This window comes from Primorskyibacter sp. S87, assembly GCF_049801055.1.
Lineage (GTDB): Bacteria > Pseudomonadota > Alphaproteobacteria > Rhodobacterales > Rhodobacteraceae > JBNAGF01.
Genome location: NZ_JBNAGF010000015.1, coordinates 103,720 through 121,459, shown reverse-complemented (window position 1 = coordinate 121,459; position 17,740 = coordinate 103,720). Strand labels below are relative to the sequence as shown.

General features: G+C 62.4%; 20 protein-coding genes. 11 read left to right on the top strand and 9 right to left on the bottom strand.

Annotated features, from left to right (window positions below; all coding sequences use genetic code 11):
- Nucleotides 1-122: 122 nt before the first annotated feature.
- The 4 genes from ACP15U_RS20385 to ACP15U_RS20370 form a co-directional block, all read right to left on the bottom strand.
- Nucleotides 123-1,979, bottom strand: a complete 1,857-nt coding sequence (locus ACP15U_RS20385; protein ID WP_425046844.1) for a ParB/RepB/Spo0J family partition protein — start codon at nt 1,977-1,979, stop codon at nt 123-125.
- Between the two features lie 101 nt (nt 1,980-2,080).
- Entirely contained in the window at nt 2,081-2,503 is a 423-nt protein-coding gene (locus ACP15U_RS20380; RefSeq protein WP_425046843.1) for a hypothetical protein, read from the bottom strand.
- A gap of 532 nt (nt 2,504-3,035) precedes the next feature.
- Nucleotides 3,036-3,593 (bottom strand): ubiquinol-cytochrome c reductase iron-sulfur subunit, encoded by a 558-nt coding sequence (petA, locus tag ACP15U_RS20375; RefSeq protein WP_425046842.1) that lies wholly within the window; start codon nt 3,591-3,593, stop codon nt 3,036-3,038.
- Between the two features lie 106 nt (nt 3,594-3,699).
- Nucleotides 3,700-4,224 carry a hypothetical protein gene (locus ACP15U_RS20370; RefSeq protein WP_425046841.1) on the bottom strand — a complete coding sequence of 175 codons (525 nt, stop codon included), beginning with the start codon at nt 4,222-4,224 and terminating at the stop codon, nt 3,700-3,702.
- A 27-nt stretch (nt 4,225-4,251) separates the two neighbouring features.
- Here ACP15U_RS20370 and ACP15U_RS20365 point away from each other — a divergent pair, with 27 nt between their 5' ends.
- On the top strand, nt 4,252-4,866 hold the full coding sequence (locus ACP15U_RS20365) for a Crp/Fnr family transcriptional regulator (RefSeq protein ID WP_425046840.1): 615 nt from the start codon (nt 4,252-4,254) through the stop codon (nt 4,864-4,866).
- Between the two features lie 5 nt (nt 4,867-4,871).
- Here the strand turns inward: ACP15U_RS20365 and ACP15U_RS20360 are convergent, their stop codons facing one another.
- From ACP15U_RS20360 to ACP15U_RS20350, 3 genes are read right to left on the bottom strand one after another with little or no spacing between them, the layout of a single operon-like run.
- Nucleotides 4,872-5,321: a DUF411 domain-containing protein gene (locus ACP15U_RS20360; RefSeq protein WP_425046839.1), complete on the bottom strand. Its 450-nt coding sequence runs from the start codon at nt 5,319-5,321 to the stop codon at nt 4,872-4,874.
- A gap of 11 nt (nt 5,322-5,332) precedes the next feature.
- A complete protein-coding gene (locus tag ACP15U_RS20355) occupies nt 5,333-6,340 on the bottom strand; it encodes a cation diffusion facilitator family transporter (RefSeq protein WP_425046838.1) in 1,008 nt (335 codons plus the stop codon).
- 1 nt (nt 6,341) lies between these two features.
- Entirely contained in the window at nt 6,342-7,004 is a 663-nt protein-coding gene (locus tag ACP15U_RS20350) for a TVP38/TMEM64 family protein (protein ID WP_425046837.1), read from the bottom strand.
- A gap of 329 nt (nt 7,005-7,333) precedes the next feature.
- On the opposite strand from ACP15U_RS20350, the gene ACP15U_RS20345 reads away from it, so the two are divergent.
- From ACP15U_RS20345 to ACP15U_RS20305, 9 genes are all read left to right on the top strand, one after another.
- A complete protein-coding gene (locus tag ACP15U_RS20345) occupies nt 7,334-8,062 on the top strand; it encodes a response regulator (protein ID WP_425046836.1) in 729 nt (242 codons plus the stop codon).
- Nucleotides 8,063-8,067: 5 nt separating this feature from the next.
- Nucleotides 8,068-9,501, top strand: coding sequence for an ATP-binding protein (locus tag ACP15U_RS20340; protein WP_425046835.1), 1,434 nt, complete (start codon nt 8,068-8,070; stop codon nt 9,499-9,501).
- 196 nt (nt 9,502-9,697) lie between these two features.
- Entirely contained in the window at nt 9,698-10,204 is a 507-nt protein-coding gene (locus tag ACP15U_RS20335) for a L,D-transpeptidase (protein ID WP_373281690.1), read from the top strand.
- On the top strand, nt 10,204-10,644 hold the full coding sequence (locus ACP15U_RS20330; RefSeq protein WP_425046834.1) for a c-type cytochrome: 441 nt from the start codon (nt 10,204-10,206) through the stop codon (nt 10,642-10,644). Before ACP15U_RS20335 ends, ACP15U_RS20330 begins: the two co-directional genes overlap by 1 nt.
- 27 nt (nt 10,645-10,671) lie before the next feature.
- The gene (locus ACP15U_RS20325; RefSeq protein WP_425046833.1) at nt 10,672-11,016 is read left to right on the top strand and encodes a copper resistance CopC family protein; all 345 of its coding nucleotides are present in this window, start codon (nt 10,672-10,674) and stop codon (nt 11,014-11,016) included.
- A gap of 3 nt (nt 11,017-11,019) precedes the next feature.
- The gene (locus tag ACP15U_RS20320) at nt 11,020-11,886 is read left to right on the top strand and encodes a copper resistance D family protein (RefSeq protein WP_425046832.1); all 867 of its coding nucleotides are present in this window, start codon (nt 11,020-11,022) and stop codon (nt 11,884-11,886) included.
- Nucleotides 11,883-13,268 (top strand): multicopper oxidase family protein, encoded by a 1,386-nt coding sequence (locus ACP15U_RS20315; RefSeq protein ID WP_425046831.1) that lies wholly within the window; start codon nt 11,883-11,885, stop codon nt 13,266-13,268. The genes ACP15U_RS20320 and ACP15U_RS20315 overlap by 4 nt, the downstream gene beginning before the upstream one ends.
- Complete coding sequence (locus tag ACP15U_RS20310) at nt 13,265-13,750, top strand: c-type cytochrome (protein ID WP_425046830.1); 486 nt, start codon at nt 13,265-13,267, stop codon at nt 13,748-13,750. The genes ACP15U_RS20315 and ACP15U_RS20310 overlap by 4 nt, the downstream gene beginning before the upstream one ends.
- A 1-nt stretch (nt 13,751) precedes the next feature.
- Nucleotides 13,752-14,480, top strand: coding sequence for a DsbA family protein (locus ACP15U_RS20305; protein WP_299720436.1), 729 nt, complete (start codon nt 13,752-13,754; stop codon nt 14,478-14,480).
- Nucleotides 14,481-14,482: 2 nt separating this feature from the next.
- On the opposite strand, the gene ACP15U_RS20300 is transcribed toward ACP15U_RS20305, so the two are convergent.
- A complete protein-coding gene (locus ACP15U_RS20300; RefSeq protein WP_153217543.1) occupies nt 14,483-14,677 on the bottom strand; it encodes a heavy-metal-associated domain-containing protein in 195 nt (64 codons plus the stop codon).
- A gap of 51 nt (nt 14,678-14,728) precedes the next feature.
- Nucleotides 14,729-15,016, bottom strand: coding sequence for a DUF2933 domain-containing protein (locus ACP15U_RS20295; protein WP_425046829.1), 288 nt, complete (start codon nt 15,014-15,016; stop codon nt 14,729-14,731).
- 205 nt (nt 15,017-15,221) lie between these two features.
- Here ACP15U_RS20295 and ACP15U_RS20290 point away from each other — a divergent pair, with 205 nt between their 5' ends.
- Nucleotides 15,222-17,732: a heavy metal translocating P-type ATPase gene (locus ACP15U_RS20290; protein WP_425046828.1), complete on the top strand. Its 2,511-nt coding sequence runs from the start codon at nt 15,222-15,224 to the stop codon at nt 17,730-17,732.
- Nucleotides 17,733-17,740 lie beyond the last annotated feature (8 nt).

Below are 17,740 nucleotides of genomic sequence, written 5' to 3'. Positions count from 1 at the left end.
GGGGGCTTGTCCTCTGCCCCGCCGCCGGACAATTTTGAGCCCCTGCCAGTCCTGCGCCCGCACCCGGACAAAAAAGGACCCCGCACGCGGCGAGGCCAGGTGGTCTTCCCACGAAGGAAGGCTCAGAGGCAGTCCGGGACCCAGACCGCCAGGTTTTCTTTCTGCTCGGAGGTCAGACCCATGAGTTTTTGCGTGACAGGATCGGCGATCAGCTTCTCCATCTTTTCGGCTTTCTCCGCCTTCTTGAGTTTGCCGAAGGCCATGACCCGCGCGTCACGGGCATCGCAGTCAAGGAAGGCGCAGAGCAATTCCGTCAGATGGTCTGCCGACACCCGCGCAAAGAAATTCTCCGCCGTGGGGGTCCAGTGCTTGCGGATATCGGCCCCGGCCTCCGCCGCGATCTGGTCGAAAAACGCGTCCCCTCCCGCCTGATAGGGCAGGCTGCGGGCGATGGCCTCGGTGATATGCGCGTTCCGCGCCTTCTTTCCCTCCGCGCGAAACGCGTTGAAGGCCTCCGTGAGGTCCTCGACCCGCGTGCCCTCCGACCAATAGGCCGTCGCACCGATCCCGTGATCGAGACGCGGCTCACGGGCAAACCCGTCCTCCACACTCGGCACATTGCTTGGACGCTCCAGCCGCAGACCGAAGACGGTCTCGAAGCTGCCCGACGCCTCGGACACACCGAACCCCAGAAGGTCGAGGACCAATTCGGGTTTGGCCAAGAGCGCGGCCTGTACCGCCGCCAACCGGATCGCCTGCATATCGGCGGTCAGTTTCTGCGAATAGGGCGATTTCGGCGCGGGGGCCGGGCGCGCCGGGGCTGTCAGAACCCCTGCTTCGATCGCAGCGGTTTTGTCCTCGGGGCGCACCAGACCTGCGGTCACCTCGGGTCTACCCGATTGATTTACAACGACAAAACATCCAGACACTGCCTTCTGATCGTCGGTGTAATCCCCGTCGAGCATGGCTTGCAGCGCGGCGAGACGGGCCTCCCCTGTGGCGTCGAGCACCCCGGCCTCACACATCTCGGCCAGTGTATCGTAGTCTTCGGCCTCGTCTTCGGTCAGATCGCCCGCGACAGGATAGACCCGGGCCAGCTTGGCCTGGTCGATCTCGTAATAATTGAGCCACGGCTCGGGTTTGGTCTCGGCCCAGAGCCAGCCTGCTTCCTCGACCAATGCGGTGCGTTCGGCCTCGAGCGCCTTGGCAAAGAGATCGTCGAGCAGACCCGGATCGGCGAAATAGACCGCATCCGAGAAGAGATCGCGGGTGAGGCTGCCGCCAGCCGCTTCATAGGCCTCCTGACCGACGAAGCGCGCGCGCCGGTCGCTGCTGCTGACGGCATCGGGGTTGAGGGCGGATTTCAACTGCGCCTCCGAGATCGGCTGGTCCTTGATCTGGTCCAGAAGCTTTTGTGTCAGGGCCGCGTCCTGCGATAGGGTGAAGGCCTTGGCCGCGCCTAGGGTGATCTCGCCTGCCGCCAAGGCGTCGAGCACCGGTTGGGGCAGGGCGGCCAGCGCCAATCGCTGGTAGACGCGGGCCTCGCCCACGGCGAAGGCCAGCGCGATATCCGCCACGCTCGCCCCTTTGGCCGCCATCGCGCCGAAGGCGCGGATTTCGTCCGCCGGGGTCAGGGCTTCGCGCGCCGCGTTTTCGGCACTGGCCCAGACGGCGGCTTCCTCCGGGTCCTCGGTGAGGCGCACGGGGACCGTGGCGGGGCTCGGTGTTTCGGCCTTGGCCGCGATCTGTTGCAGTGCCCGCAGGCGGCATCCGCCCGCGACGATCTCGACGCGCCCATCGGGTTGGCGCAGACCTGCGAGATTCTGGATTAGGCCGAAGCGGGCGATACTGGCCGCAAGCGTGTCGATATGCGCCTCGGAAACGGTTTTGCGCGGATTGAGGTCCGAAAGCGTAAGGCTGTCGAGCGGCACCTGTTCGATCACACTGGTCTCAGTGGGGAGGGGGTCTTGCTTGGTCATGGGCAGGGTCTCCTGTGATGGGATTGGGAAGGGGGCCAGCGGCGCGTAGCGCACCGCTGCACGGTGGCGTGGTGTTGACGGAAGGGCAGGGAGGTCGGGCGCTACCACCAGCAGGAATAGATCACTGTCGATCCGGCCTGCATTTCGGCCCGCGCCCAAGCGCAGAAGGCGAGATCATGCGTGCGGTAAGCCTCGGCCTGTTCGTCCTGAAACTGATGGCCATAGAGTGAGAGCCGTCCCGGAATTGGTCTGGGGGACCAATTCAGGCGCGAACAGGCGGAGCCACCGCCTGCGCAGACGGGCAAGGTGCCTGCCTTGGTAGCGGTTTCCAGCCGGTCGATATCCGCCGCTTCAAGGCGCAACTCGCCGCAATTGAGGTTGGAGGCGTCCAACCCGGTGCGGGCGGTGTAGAGATGTTCCATGAATGTCTGCAGCTTGGCATGCTTGCGCCAGACGAAGGCGGGGCTGTCGCCTTCCTCTCCGGTCTCGGGCGTTTTGCGATAGGCATATTGGTCGAGGCCCATGGTCTCGCTCCTTTCCTTCGTGGTGAACGCGGCATGGGTTTTTTCATCTCTGGCCCTTTTGCCGCCTTGGGCGGGGGCCATCGCTGTCTCTGACGTTCGGAAGACCCCCGCGTCTTCCGAAGGGCAGAGCAGGGAAGGGCAGCGCCCGACCTGCGGCCGGTTGGCGGCGGGACACAGGGGGCCGGAGCGAAGAAATCGGGAGGGACCCGGGGGCAAAGCCTCTGGGAGGCACCGGATTTCTCCGGTGGAGGCTGACGCGCCAGCGGCACCAGAGCCCCTGTTTCCGCCGACATCCGGATGTCAGGCGGTCTAAAACATGGAAAACCCGCCAGGCGGGCCAGAGCAACGCGGCGGCGCGCCTGTCCGTTGATCCCGTGATCGCGGGTCTGCCCGCGATCTCCGTGTTCTGGTGCCCGAAGGATCGTCACCCGTCTGGGCGGAGACAGGATTGGCTCCGGGGCGTTTCCGCCCTAGAGCCTGGCCGCCGATCCCGGCGGCGGGCCCGATGGGATCGACCAGGAGACGCTCTGCGTCAGCCCAAAGTCAGCACCATCTCCTCTGAGAGCGACAAGTCCGGAATATGCAGGTTTTCAGGTGCCGGACCTTTGCGAATGCGCCCGGCCGCATCGTAATGCGAGCCATGACAGGGGCAGAACCAACCCCCGAAATCCCCCGCCCCATCCCCCAGAGGGACACAGCCCAGATGGGTACAGACACCGATCATCACCAGATAAGCCTCATGACCCGCAATGGCGCGATTCTCATCGCTTGCCAGTGCATCGTCGGGCAGATTGGGGTTGCGCGCCTGGCTGTCGGGCAGGTCAGAGACCGCCTCTGCCTGAGCCTGAGCGATCTCCGCCTCTGTGCGATGACGGATAAAGACAGGTTTTCCGCGCCAGTTGACGGTCAATTGCGTTCCGGGCGCGAGATCGGAAATATCAACAGTAATCTGTGCCAAGGCGCGGACATCGGCGGAGGGGTTCATCTGGTTCACCAGTGGCCAGAGCGCAGCCCCTGCGGCCACGACCCCCGCCCCGGCCGTTGCATAATACAGGAAATCCCTGCGCGCGGTATCCTCTGACGCTTCCATCACCGGGCATGTGTGCGCGTCTCCAGCGCTGGAAGGTCAACACGCGAGATGTAACGTTTTGTCAGTGCACCTCTCTACGGATCAACAAACAAGCCGTGTCGGCGCATTAATGGTGTGGGGCTGCGCCTTTTGCCATCATGAGGTGATGCTCCTGGTGATGCGCCCCGATGGTCATCAGGCCAAAAAAGCCAAGTCCCTGAATCTGCGCGGCATCGCCATCGACACTGAGCGCCACCCCATCTTCGAGATCCTCTGTCACAACGTCCCAGCCGGATTCAGCCGCGAGAAAGGGCGCATGGGCGGGCACCATGGCGCGGATGGCCTCGAGAACACGGGTGGTGCCCCGAATCTCGAACCGGGCCCCTTCCGGCCGCAGGGTGCGGGTGACCACCGCCTCCTGGGTCAGAAGGTCCATATCGACCAGATGGCGGCGCAATCCGTCGATATCGACCCGCTCCCAGTCCGTCTCGGGATCGGCTTGAAGGATCGCAACGATTTCCGCCAGGGCGGCAAAGGCCGATTGCCCGGTTTCCTGCGGTGCACCCATGTCATGGCCAGTCGCGGAATGAGCGTGCTGCGCGGCCACGGGTGCGGCCATCACTATGGCAAGGAGGAGGGGCAAGAGACGCATGGACGGGTCCTTCAATGGGGTGGTGTCATGTTTACGCTAGCAGGGGCGGGCGCATCGCAATATGATTTCAATCATATGTTGCCAAATCCCTATGATCTTATCCCGAGCTCAGCCCTGCGCCCAGTTTCCGGCGCGATTGGCGATGTGGTGTTTCATCAAGGTGACCCCACCCACGGTCTCTATGTCGTGCAAACCGGGCGCGTGCATCTCGAAAGGGTCGGCCCAAATGGCGAGCGGTTCATCATTCACCGTGCCCAAGCCGGGACAAGCTTTGCCGAAGCTTCGGTGTTTTCAGAGGTCTATCATTGCGATGCGGTCTGTGTTGAGGTCGGAGCGCTGATCCGGATCGACAAGGCTGCCGTCTTGGCCGCCTTTGCGGAGCCGGAGTTTGCGCGCACCTATGGCCGCCGTGCAGCTCAACAGATACAGGCGCAACGACAGATGCTCGAGATCGTCGGCATTCAGCGCGCAGAGGACCGGGTCATGGCGGGGTTGGTCGCGGGCCTGCTCGACGGCTCCGTGATCGAGTTCGCCGCCCGGTTACAGCTAAGCCATGAGGCGACCTACAGGGCGCTGCGAAAGCTCGTGCAGGACGGGCGGGTCACAAACCCGACCCGCGGGATTTATCACCTGCCCCCATGACCCGATCAGCTGTGGCTGGCGAAGACGGAGGTCACCCCGTCGGAGCCGACAAGCAAGGTATCAAAAGTGTCACCTGCCCCGGGACCGCCCATGCCGGGCGAACTCATCGGCATGCCGGGAACCGTCAACCCGCGCGCCATCGGTTGCTCTGCCAGCAGCCGCTTGATGTCAGCGGCAGGCACGTGGCCCTCGACGAAATAGTCGCCCACGACCGCCGTATGGCATCCAGCAAGCTCTGGTGCGATTTGCAGCCGGTCTTTGAACGCCCAAAGTTGATCCTGATCGACGTCCTGCGCCTCGACCGCGAACCCCGCTTGCCGGACATGATCCACCCAGGCGGCGCAGCATCCACAGGTGGGCGTTTTGAGCACCTTCAGAAGGGGTGCCGTGTCAGCGACAACTGGGAACGCCAGGGTGGCTGCTGCGCCTGTCATCAAAAATGTGCGTCGTTTCATTCGGAGGTCCTCTAGGAGTTGTCAGGGAGTCTAGCGTCCTGCGCCGCGCTGTCGAGCGGGTCTGCATGGGCGGCATGGCTATCGGCGGCGGCGGGCGACACGCGTTGGCTGTCCGGGAGCGTCACATCGAGATCCCGTGCGTGGCGCTCGTCGAGACACGCGGTTTCGAGCTGCAGCGTGACCATGTGAAACCCATATTGTTCCGTCAGTCGATGATAGGCCCGGTTCAGCAGGTCCGCGGCCTCTGCGGGCTCACCATGGCGGATATGGGCAGAAAATGCGTGTTTGCCGCTGGTCAGCGTCCAGGCATGCACATGGTGAACGTCCAGAACCCCGTCCTGGCCGCGCAGGTCCGCCGTCACAGCCTCGAGATCCGTTCCCTCTGGCGTGCCTTCCATGAGAATGTAGACCGCTTCCTTGATGACGCCGACGGAGGCCCAGAGGAGAACCACCCCGAACGCCATGCCGAGGATCGGGTCAATCGCCAGAAAGCCGGTGAACTCGATCACGAGAGCGGTGACGATGATCAGGAGGCTGCCGACAAAGGTCTGGATGATGTGCCAGAGCGCACCACGGGCATTCAGATCGTCCTTGCTCGATTGCCACATGAGCCCCAGCGAGATCACCTCGGTGACCAGGCCTCCGAAGGCGACCCAGAGCATCGGACCCGTGGCCAGGTGAATCGGATTCCCGAGCCGCATCGCGCCCATCCAGATCACCAGTAGCGCCATTCCGAGAAGAAAGCCGCCATTCACCAGTGCCCCGATGATCTCGGCGCGGTACCAGCCGAAACTCCGCGCCGGATCAGCGGGGCGGCGCGCAATGCGCTGCGCGATGATGGCCACCAGAACGCCACCAACCGCCGACAGGGTGTGAAACGCATCCGACAGCACGGCGATCGAGCCGGTCCAGAGCCCCACGGCCAGTTCAATCACGAAATAGACCCCGGTGAGCCAGGCAGAAATCACAAGGGCCTTGCCGGAACTCGGCATGTGCCCGGAATGCGCGTGAGAGGCCATATCAGCTCTCCTTTCGAGGGGTTTGTCGTTCGCGCAATAGCGCAAAGAGCAACGAGAGGGCGGTGGCACCGCCAAGGGCGAGCGCGGTCCAGGTGGCGGTGCGGGCATCGCCGTTCATCGCGGCACTGCCCAAGTGCGCCAGGAGGAAACTGGCCGGAACGATCCCGGCCAGTGTGGCCAAGGCGAAGCGCCACAGATGCAACGGACTGAGACCCGCGGCGTAGCTGATCAGATCGAAGGAAAGGAACGGCACCAGCCGACTGGCGAAGACAATGAGTGTCAGCATGTTTTGTGATCCCAATAGGCCCGGTGTCTCTTTCAACCCGAATTGACGTTCCACAAAGGGGCGGCCCAGACGTCGGGCGAGCAGGAATGCGGCGATCGCCCCGAACTCCGCGCCGAGAACCACAAGGATCGTCCCGAAGGTGTGACCGTACGCGGCGCCTGCGGCCAGCGCGATCGGCGCTGAGGGCAGGGGGCTTGCCACGATGGCCAAACCCATCAGCGTAACGACAAGGAGCGGCCCGAATATTCCTGCGGCATCGATCCAGGCCTGCAACCTGTCGCGGTCCGGCCAGTCGAAGGATCCATCCAAGAGGTCCGGCGCAAACAGAAAAACACCCAACGCAAGGACAATCACAAGAAGGAGGAACCGAGCCAGCACGGCTTATCCCTCACAAAAAGAGAACAGGAAGGCGGCGAACCAGGCATCCAAGTGACCAGAGATCAAACGCGCAAGCCGCCCCGCAGGGTACGTTAAGGTCCGATCTACACAGGGGGACGCGGTATCAAAGGGGAGTTCTATCATGCGTGCCCACATGGGGCTTCCAGCAACTGGAGGGTCAACAACCCGGGAGCCAATTGATACATTTTGCGACAAAGGAAGTTCGGGTCTTTCCCGAAAGATCAACCTATTCTGCCTCTTATGACGCGTGATTATCATTCGACGGCCGTGACGCCGAAAAAACCCCAATCTCCCGGGGCGGACTGCTGATGTCATCTCAGGCCCATATCCTGGTGGTTGATGATCACGCTGAAATTCGTCGGTCGGTGACGCGCTATCTTGAGAAAAACGGGCTGCGTGCCACAGGCGTCAGCGACACAGAAGAGATGGATGCCCAGCTTGCCCGGGACGCCATCGATCTCATCGTGCTCGACATCATGATGCCGGGGGAGGATGGGATTGCGGCATGCGCCAGATTGCGACAGGAGCGCCAGACGATCCCGATCCTGATGCTGACGGCCCTCGGCGAGGATGACGACCGGATCAAGGGGCTCGACACCGGGGCCGACGATTACCTTTCCAAACCCTTCAATCCGCGCGAACTGCTGGCCCGGATCAACGCGATCCTGCGGCGCGCTGGTGACGCGGTGCCGCCGCATGGCGGGTCTTTTGCGGGCAAGACAGCCTGGTTCGCGGATATCAAATTCGACCACGATGCCCGCCATGTCGTGACGCCCGATGGGGGGACCACGGCGCTGACCACGGCCGAAGCCAAGCTCCTGACAGTGTTTCTCGAACGCCCCCGGATGGTCATCAGCAGAGACGATCTTCTCGCTTTGAGTGCCGGTCGTATGGCGGGACCGCTGGACCGGACGATCGACAATCAGGTGTCGCGACTGCGCCGCAAGATCGAACCTGATGTCCTGCGCCCGCGCATCATCTCGACGGTGCGCAACGGCGGCTATTGTCTGAACGCCGATGTGGAGATCGAGGCGTGATGCGGATGGGGTTTCGCACACAGATCGCGCTCCTGGTGGTGTCGGTCTTGTTTGTCGCGCAAAGCGTGGGTCTGTGGCTCTTTGTCGATGAGCGTTCGCTGGCCGTGCAGGCCGCCATCGGCAGTGAAGCGGCCGGGCGGGCGGCCAATGTGGCACGGCTGATCGAGGAAGCCCCGCTGGATCTGCATGACGAGATCGTAGCGGCGGCCACTTCTCCCTTGGTGCGCTTTGCGTTGAGCGACACGCCCGAAGTGACCCATACGCATCATGACCAGAACGGGGCCATCGAGGCACGGGTTCGCGCGCTCCTGAACGATGGATACAGCCGGGACATCCGGGTCGAAGTGCATGAGATCGAACAGGGGCTGCTGCCCTTGCCGAACCTGTCGCCGGAAATGGCCGAGATGCATGCCGAAATGATGCAAGGCACTCTGGCTGCAATCGAAATGGAGCTCTCGATCGCCATTGAGGGCGGGCAGTGGCTCAATGTCGGCACGCGGTTCGAGCGCCCGCCGATCCAGTGGTCCTGGGCATCCACGCTCTCTTTCGCCCTCACCGTCGCCGTGCTGCTGCTTGCCATCTTCTGGTTTCTGCTGACACGCCTGACCCGCCCCCTGAACGATCTTGCCCGGGCCGCGGAGGTTTTGGGGCGCGGCGGCGGGCATGAGCCGATCGCGCCAACGGGCCCGCGCGAAGTCCGGGACCTGTCGGCCGCCTTCAATGACATGCAGGCGCGGCTGGCGCGCTTTGTGTCCGACCGCACGCAGATGCTGGCAGCGCTGGCCCATGATCTCAGATCTCCGCTCACAGCGCTGCGCGTGCGCGCCGAGCTGGTCGACGATCCCGAAACCAAAGAAGGGATCTCCGCGTCGCTCGACGAGATGCAGGACATGGTGGAAGCCACGCTCGCCTACGCGCGCGGTGTCGGGCAGGATGAAGCGCTGGAGGAGGTCGACATCAGCACATATCTGCTGACGCTTCATGGCGAGACCCGTGACGCGCTTGACCTGGTGGCCGGGCCGGACGCCCGGCTGCAGATCAAGCCAAAGGCGCTGCGGCGCGCCTTGCGCAATCTCATCGACAATGCGCTGCGCTATGGGCGTGATCCTGCACTCTCGTGGGAGATGACCGATGACAGCATCGACATCATCATCGACGATCAGGGGCCGGGCATCCCGGAGGCTGATATTGATGACGTGTTTCAGCCGTTTCTGCGGCTTGAGCAATCGCGCTCCCTGGAAACCGGCGGTCATGGCTTGGGACTTTCGATCGCGCGCAGCATCGTGCTGCAACATGGAGGATCGATCGCGCTGTCGAATCGCGCCGAGGGCGGTCTCCGGGCGCGCGTCTCTCTGCCCATCGCGCGTCCTGAGACATCCGTATCCCGGAGTTCAGACGCTCTCGCGACAGACGGGTTTGCCCGCCGCCAAGCAGGCTGACCCAGACCGTTTCGCAATTCGTGTCTCTCACCATTGATACATAACCTTACAATTTTCCGGGGCTGATCGCATTCCGCCACTTCCCAGAGTTCGATAGAAAACAAAGCGTTCGACATGGAAAAGAGGCAGTCCCATGAAGGCAGGAAACCGATCGTTACTCTCGCGCCGCCACTTTGCCGGCGGCCTCGGCACTGCGATGCTGTGTGCGCCATCTTTGCTGCGCGCCGAAACGTTGGCGCCCGTGCGCCGCAACGCGTCGAGCTTCCGCACCCATAATTGGCAGGATCATTTCGATACTCTGGGCAAAGGCATCATCATCGCGGACACCATTTCGCGCGCGCTCCAGCAGTGGACGGCGGATGGCACCATGTTTGTCTATCCAACTTCTGTTCCGATGACGGATGAACTCACGCGCCGGGGATATACGGAAATCATCTTCAAGGACCCGGAACCCGATTGGACGCCGACACCCTCCATGCGCGAGCGCGACCCAACTTTGCCGGCCTACATGCCGCCGGGTCCGGACAATCCGCTTGGAGTGCGGTCGCTGCATCTGACATGGCAGTATTACCGCATTCACGGGACACATGACACGCGCAAGATCGGCCGACGCTCTTCGAGCGGCTGCATCGGTCTTTACAATGAGCACATCATCGAGGTTTTTGATCGGACCCCGGTTGGCACTCAGGTCAAATTGATCTGATGGGGCGATACAGCGTCATTGCATTGGCGATCGTGGCGATTCTGACCGTCGGCTTTTTGTGGACAGGGCCGGGCGACGACGCTGTAGAGCGAGCTTCCGGCGACGTCAGTGCGGGCGGCGCACCGATGGTCCAGGTTGTTCTGCCAGAAACTCTCTCGACCAACGCACAGGTCGGCAAATTGGCCTATGAGGCCAAATGCGCAGTGTGTCATGGTACGAATGCCGCTGGTCAGGACGGTGTCGCCCCACCATTGGTGCACAAGATCTATGAACCCAGCCATCACGGAGACGGTGCTTTCCTGCTGGCGGCGAAGAACGGCGTTCGGGCACATCATTGGCGCTTTGGAAACATGCCACCCGTGGAGGGCGTGACGGATGGGGATGTAAAGATGATCGTGGCCTATGTGCGGGAATTGCAGCGGGCGAATGGGATAAACTGAGCAGGCAAACAAGTGAAGGATAGTCGCGTGAAGCAAATACTAGGAATTGCCGTTTTTCTGGCCATGATTGGAACGAACGCCCTGGCGCATTCGGAAAAAGAAAGCATGACGCCTGCCGATGGCGCGGTCCTGGAAAACGTGCCCGAGACACTCGAGATGCGGTTCAACGACGGGATGCGTTTGACGAAAGTCGAAATGACCCATGCGGGCACCCAGGTCGAAACGCTCGACCTCGGCGCACAATCAGGCTTCGTGAAAGAATTCTCCTTGCCGCTCGTGCCGATGGGATCCGGTCTCTACCAGATCGAGTGGCGCGGTCTGGGCGTCGATGGACATCCCATGACCGGTAGTTTTTCCTTCGAGGTGAAGTGAGGCGTGCCAGATCTCTGGGGACTGGCCGCGATTGCCACCAAGTTCTTCCTCTACCTCGGGGTCCTCGCGAGCGGAGGCCTTATCCTCTGTCGACTTGTTCTCGCCGACCAGATGTCGGCACTCGATCGCGCAGCGCGCATTTGGGCCATTGGCTTTGCCACACTGGCGGTGGCAATGGCCGCCTTAGGATTTGCCGTCCGGGGTGCGGTGCTCATGGATGACGTCTCCGGCATGGTCGATCCGTCCATTCTGGCACTTCTATGGCAGACCCCACCCGGAGAGGCTTTGCTGTTCCGGCTCCTCGGTCTGGGGACACTTGTTCTCGGCGCTGCGATCGGCGGGCGTTGGCTATGGGTCGCTGCGGTCGGCGGCGCTGTCGCGATCTGGAGCTTTTGCGAGATCGGTCATGTGGCGAGCCAGGATCGGCTGTGGTTTCAGAGTGTCTTGTTTGCGCATCTCATTGCCGCGGCATTCTGGATTGGCATCTTCCTTCCACTCAGCCGCCTCTCGCGGTCCGCGGACACTTTGGGTGACGCCGCAGCCCTCGGGCATCGCTTTGGCCAGATCGCCGCTGTCGCCGTTCCGCTCCTCGTCGTTGCCGGCGCGATCATGACCTGGCGCCTGGTGGGATCCGTCTCAGCCCTGTTCGGAACCGGCTACGGTCTGTGGCTTTTGGCAAAGCTTGCCGCTGTGGCATTGCTGTTGGCTTTGGCAGCACTCAATAAGGTGCGTCTCGTACCGGCTCTTCAACGGGGTGATCCCGGCGTCGGCCCGCAACTGTCAAAGTCGATTTCCTTGGAATGGCTCTGCGTTGGCGTCATTCTATTCGCAACAGCCATCTTCACTTCAGTTCTTACGGTGCCCACATGAGCCTGACAAAACGTGACTTTCTCAAAATGAGTGCCGCCGGTTTGGCGGTGTTGCCGCAGGCCCTGTCCGCACAGACGACATTGGTGACGCTGAGAGCCAGCGTCACCGATCTCCAATTGCTGCCGGAGCAATATGAAAAGACAACGGTATGGGGCTTCGAAGGGCACGCCCCCGGCCCGGAAATCAGAATTGCACAAGGGGCTCGGGTAACCCGGCGGATCGTCAATGACCTGCCGGCGCCGACCTCGGTTCATTGGCATGGCATTCGCATTGAGAACGCCATGGATGGCGTGGCGGGCCTGACGCAGGATGCGATCCCTCCGGGAGAGAGCTTTGAGTATGACTTCGTGGCCCCCGACGCCGGCACCTACTGGTACCATTCCCATAACCGGTCGTTTGAGCAGGTCGCCCGTGGACTGCACGGAGCGCTGATCGTGGAGGAGCCCGACGCGCTCGACATCGATCATGAGGAGGTCCTTATCCTCGATGATTGGTTGATCGATCCCGAGACCGCACAGATTCCGGACACCTTCGGGGCCATGCATGATCTCAGTCATGCAGGCCGGCTCGGGAACTACATCACCACGAATGGGCGCTATAACCTGTCGCGCGACGTGGCGCGGCACGACCGGCTGAGGCTGAGACTGATCAACGCTGCCAATGCACGGGTGTTTCAACTGGGGCTGGACGGGCTCGACGGCTGGATTGTTGCCTTGGACGGCATGCCTTTGGGTCAGCCACAGCCGATTGACGGGACTTTTCTTCTCGCCCCCGCCCAACGCATCGATCTGATTGTCGATGTCGTCGCAGAGGTGGGTGGCGCCGGGCATATCGTACAGTTCGACCGTGACGAGAGTTTCTCTCAAGTGGCCTTCGAGGTGCGATCAGATGGCACGCGCGCGCGCCGCGCAGCGCCGCTGGCATTGCCACCGAATCCTGTTCCTGTGCCGGATCTGGCCGAAGCGAGAGACATCGCTTTGCGCATGGAAGGTGGGGCCATGGGTGGCATGCGAGGCGCGATGATGGGCGGTCGGATGTCATCGATGCGCGACATGATGCAAGCCGGGCAATTCTGGGCCTTCAACGGATCGGTTGGGGGCATGGACGGCTCTCCATTGGCATCTCTTTCACGGGGCGAAACGGTCCGGATCAAGATCACCAACGACACCTCCTTCCCGCACGCGATGCACCTGCATGGCATGCATTTCCACGAGATTGCAGCTGACGGAAGCCTCGGAGCTCTGAGAGACACCACGCTGCTTCAGCGCGGCGAGGTTCGGGACATTGCCTTTGTCGCGGACAATCCCGGCAAATGGCTGCTGCATTGCCACATGCTCTCGCACGCGGCCTCGGGCATGATGACCTGGGTCGATGTGGCGTGACCCGGGCTACGCTCTCCCTGGGCATTGGACTGCTGCTTCTCCTCGGGGCAGGGATCTATGTCTGGACCGGCGCAGCTGCCGAGTCCGAGCGCGGCGTCATGCCCGAAGACATCGACATTGTCGCCGGAAAAGCGCTCTATGCCGAGACCTGTGCGGCCTGCCACGGTGCCAATCTCGAGGGTCAGCCGGACTGGCGTAGCCCGGGCGAAGACGGGCGATTGCCCGCGCCGCCGCATGACGAGACCGGGCATACCTGGCACCACGGGGACCAGCTTCTGTTTGACTACACCAAGCTCGGGGGACGCGCTGTCATGGCGGCGCAGGGCATGGACTTCGACAGCGGGATGCCCGGCTTCGGGGATCAACTGAGCGATCAGGAAATCTGGAACATCCTGGGGTACATCAAATCAACCTGGCCCGAACGGATTCAGGACATGCAAGCTGTGCGGACGGAAGGCGAGACGCGCAGCAGGGAGAATTAGAATGCAAATCACCAAGGTGATGGCGATACTCGCCATAGTGACACTGCCACTGGCCGCGCAGGCTGACACGCTGAGTGAGGACAGGGTGAAAGAGCTGGTGCTCGAGGCCATTCGCGAGAACCCCGAGATTGTGCTCGAGGCGGTTCAGATCATCGAACAACGCGAACAGCAGCGCCAGGCGGCAGCGGCGGCAAGCGTGTTGTCTGACAACCGGGATGTTCTGGAGAACGATCCGAACGCGCCGGTCCTCGGCAACCCGGATGGCGATGTGACCGTGGTCGAGTTCTTCGACTACAACTGTCCCTATTGCCGCCGCGTGAAACCAGAGATCGAAGCGCTGCTCGCCGAAGATCCGAACGTCAAACTGGTCTACCGGGAGTGGCCGATCCTCGGCGAGGGGTCGGTCTTTGCTGCCCGCGCCGCGCTGGCCGCGCGCGAACAGGGCAAGTACGAGGAATTCCACTGGGCCTTGATGGGGATGCAGGGCCGCGCGGAAGAGGCGAGCGTCATCCGCGTGGCCGAAGAGGTCGGGCTCGATATCGCCCAACTCCGTCGCGACATGCAGGCGCCTGAGATTGACGCCCATATCTCTGCATCGATGGAGATGAGCCGCGACCTTGGCTTTAACGGGACGCCGTCCTTCGTGATCGGCGATGCGCTGGTTCCAGGTGTCATCGACGCGGACCAGATGATCCGGCTGACGGAAGAAGCCCGCGCGGCCAAGCAATAGGATCAGACCGGGTGTGTGCTGTAGCCAGCCGCCTCGATCGCCTTTGCGACAGCGCTACCGGTCTGGCGTGTCTCCACAGCGACCGTTCGGGCGGTGAGGTCAGGGGTAACCTGCGCCGCCGGGTCGAGCGCGAGAATTTCTCGGGTGATAGCGGCCGTGCAATGACCGCAACTCATGTCCGGGACATGGAATTTCATGGATGACCCTCCTTGGTTAGGAGAGGCTTAGGGTTTCCAGCAGGTGGAAGGTCAAGCGTCTGTCGCCTGGGGCTCCGCGCGTTTTTCGGGGGATATCGCATCCGACGGCTGGCGGGTCCCGTGACAGGATTTTCCCATGAAAAGGAACATCACCCCATGAGCCGCGAGACACAGCAGGATTGGGGCCAGCACACCGAGGCTGGTGGAGAGCCCCGAGATGGTCCCACCGCCTGCGAAGAAGACGAGCAGGGGCAGAACCATGACCGCGCAGCAGATCCACATCCCGGCATGCATGATTTTGGTTCCGGTTCCGTAATTTTGTGTCTTTTGGGCGTGCATGGTTGGACCTCCGAGCCCTCTGATATCTGACAAGCGGGCGGGCCAGCAAGTTTACATTCCGATACATTTCATTTGGAAACAGCTGGTTACAGACAGGTTATGCTCCCTTCACACGGGTGGCTGAAGGTTTTTGTGAATTGCCCTTGAGCTTCCAGTGACTGGAAGCCCTACATTCGCCTTGAAGCTCGAATTGAGGTGAACCGCCATGACCGAAAGACACCAGAAAACGCTGAGCATAGAGGGCATGACCTGTGCCTCCTGCGTGGGCCGTGTTGAAAAGGCTTTGTCTGGGTTGGAGGGCGTGGCCGGCGTCACCGTCAATCTTGCCTCTGAAACTGCGCGCCTGTCTGTCGAGACGCCAGCTCATCTGACCAAGGCTGCGGAAGCGTTGAAAACACTGGGCTATCCGGCCCGGACGGCGAAGATCACCCTGAACATCGCGTCCATGTCTTGTGCGTCCTGCGTGGGACGGGTGGACAAGGCGCTTGCCGACCTTCCCGGTGTGGTGTCGGTCACTGTGAATCTGGCCGCCGAGACGGCGATGGTCGAGTATCTCGAAGGGACAGTATCGCCCGGGGACCTCATGGCGGCCTCCGCGGCCATCGGCTACCCGGCGGAGATTGCAGAAGCAAACGCCAGCCAATCCCGGGTGGAACGCAAGGCGGAAGAGGCGGACGGACTGCGGCGCAATGTCCTGCTTGCAGCGGTGCTCACCCTCCCGGTCTTCATCCTCGAGATGGGCGCGCATCTTGTACCTGCCTTTCACATGGTGATCGAGCGCAGCATCGGGACGCAGACCTCCTGGATCATTCAGTTCCTTCTCACAACGATCGTCCTGTTCGGGCCGGGGCGTCATTTCTACACGAAAGGCGTCCCAGCACTCTTTCGGGGTGCGCCTGACATGAACAGTCTCGTGGCTGTCGGCACGGGGGCCGCATGGGTCTATTCCGTGGTTGCCACCTTCTTGCCAGCGCTTCTGCCCGAAGGCGTGCGTGCGGTCTATTTCGAGGCTGCGGCCGTGATCGTCGTTCTCATCCTGGTCGGACGCTGGCTGGAGGCGCGTGCGAAAGGTCGTACCGGAGCCGCCATTCAGGCGCTTCTGGGTCTGCAGGTGCGCACCGCCCGTGTCATTCGGAACGGAGCGGCAGAGGAAGTGGATGTCGATGCCTTGGCTGTTGGCGACGTGATCCTTGTGCGCCCCGGAGAGCGGATCCCGGTGGATGGCGCGGTGACCGAGGGGTCCAGCAACGTCGATGAAAGCATGATCACGGGCGAACCGGTCCCCGTTGCTAAATCCGCGGGGGCAAACGTCACGGGCGGCACCGTCAACGGGACCGGCAGCTTGACCTTCCAAGCGGTCCGGGTCGGGGCGGACACAACGCTCGCGCAGATCATCCGCATGGTCGAAGAAGCGCAGGGGGCCAAACTGCCCATCCAGGGCCTTGTGGATCGTGTGACGCTGTGGTTCGTCCCGGCTGTCATGGTCTTGTCGGCATTGACGGTTCTTGTGTGGCTGACCGTCGGACCTGACCCCGCGCTTACCTTTGCACTGGTGGCCGGTGTGTCCGTTCTGATCATTGCCTGTCCCTGCGCCATGGGGTTGGCCACGCCGACATCGATCATGGTGGGCACCGGCCGCGCGGCGGAAATGGGGGTGCTCTTTCGCAAGGGTGATGCGCTTCAAGCGCTGTCAGAGGTCGATGTCGTCGCGCTCGACAAGACCGGGACCGTCACCGAAGGCCAGCCGACCCTTACCGATGTGATCGTGGCAGACGGCTTCGATCGGAAGCGCGTTCTCGGCCTGATTGCCTCCGTCGAAGCACAGTCCGAACACCCGATTGCTGAGGCCATTCTCCGCGGCGCGCAAAGCGACGGTGTTGCTGTGCCTTCTGCGACGGGCTTTCGGTCTGTCACGGGTTACGGTGTTGCCGCGACAGTCGAGGGCCAAGAGGTCTTGGTCGGTGCGGATCGTTACATGCGCCGCGAAGGGATCGAGATCGCCGCGCTGATGGATAGGGAAAAGGATCTTGCAAGCCGCGGTCGGACCGCGCTCTATGCGGCCATAGACGGCGAACTGGCGGCGGTGATCGCTGTCGCGGACCCTGTGAAGCGCGCGAGCCAGGAGGCCATTGCCGCCCTGCATGATCGCGGTTTCAAAGTTGCGATGATTACCGGCGACAAACAGGAAACTGCCGAGGCCATCGCGCGTGAGACCGGGATCGATCACGTGATTGCCGGGGTCCTGCCCGATGGCAAGGTGGCCGCGCTCGATGATTTGCGGGCCGGGGACCGAAAGATCGCGTTCGTGGGCGACGGGATCAACGACGCGCCGGCCCTGGCGCACGCCGATGTCGGCATTGCCATCGGCACAGGCACCGACGTTGCCATCGAATCCGCGGATGTTGTGCTGATGTCAGGGGACCTGCGCGGTGTGGTGAATGCTGTCGAGGTCTCGAAACGGACCATGACGAACATCCGCCAGAACCTGGTCTGGGCCTTTGGCTACAATGTCGCGCTGATCCCGGTCGCCGCAGGCGTTCTTTACCCGGCCTTTGGGCTGCTTCTGTCGCCGGTCTTTGCGGCGGGTGCCATGGCCCTATCCTCTGTTTCGGTTCTGACAAACGCCCTGCGTCTGCGCCGCATCACCCCCGCGATGCGCGAAGAGGCGACCCCCCCTGCGCCGCGGATCGAAACGCAATCGCAACCTGCTGAATAGGAGGGCAA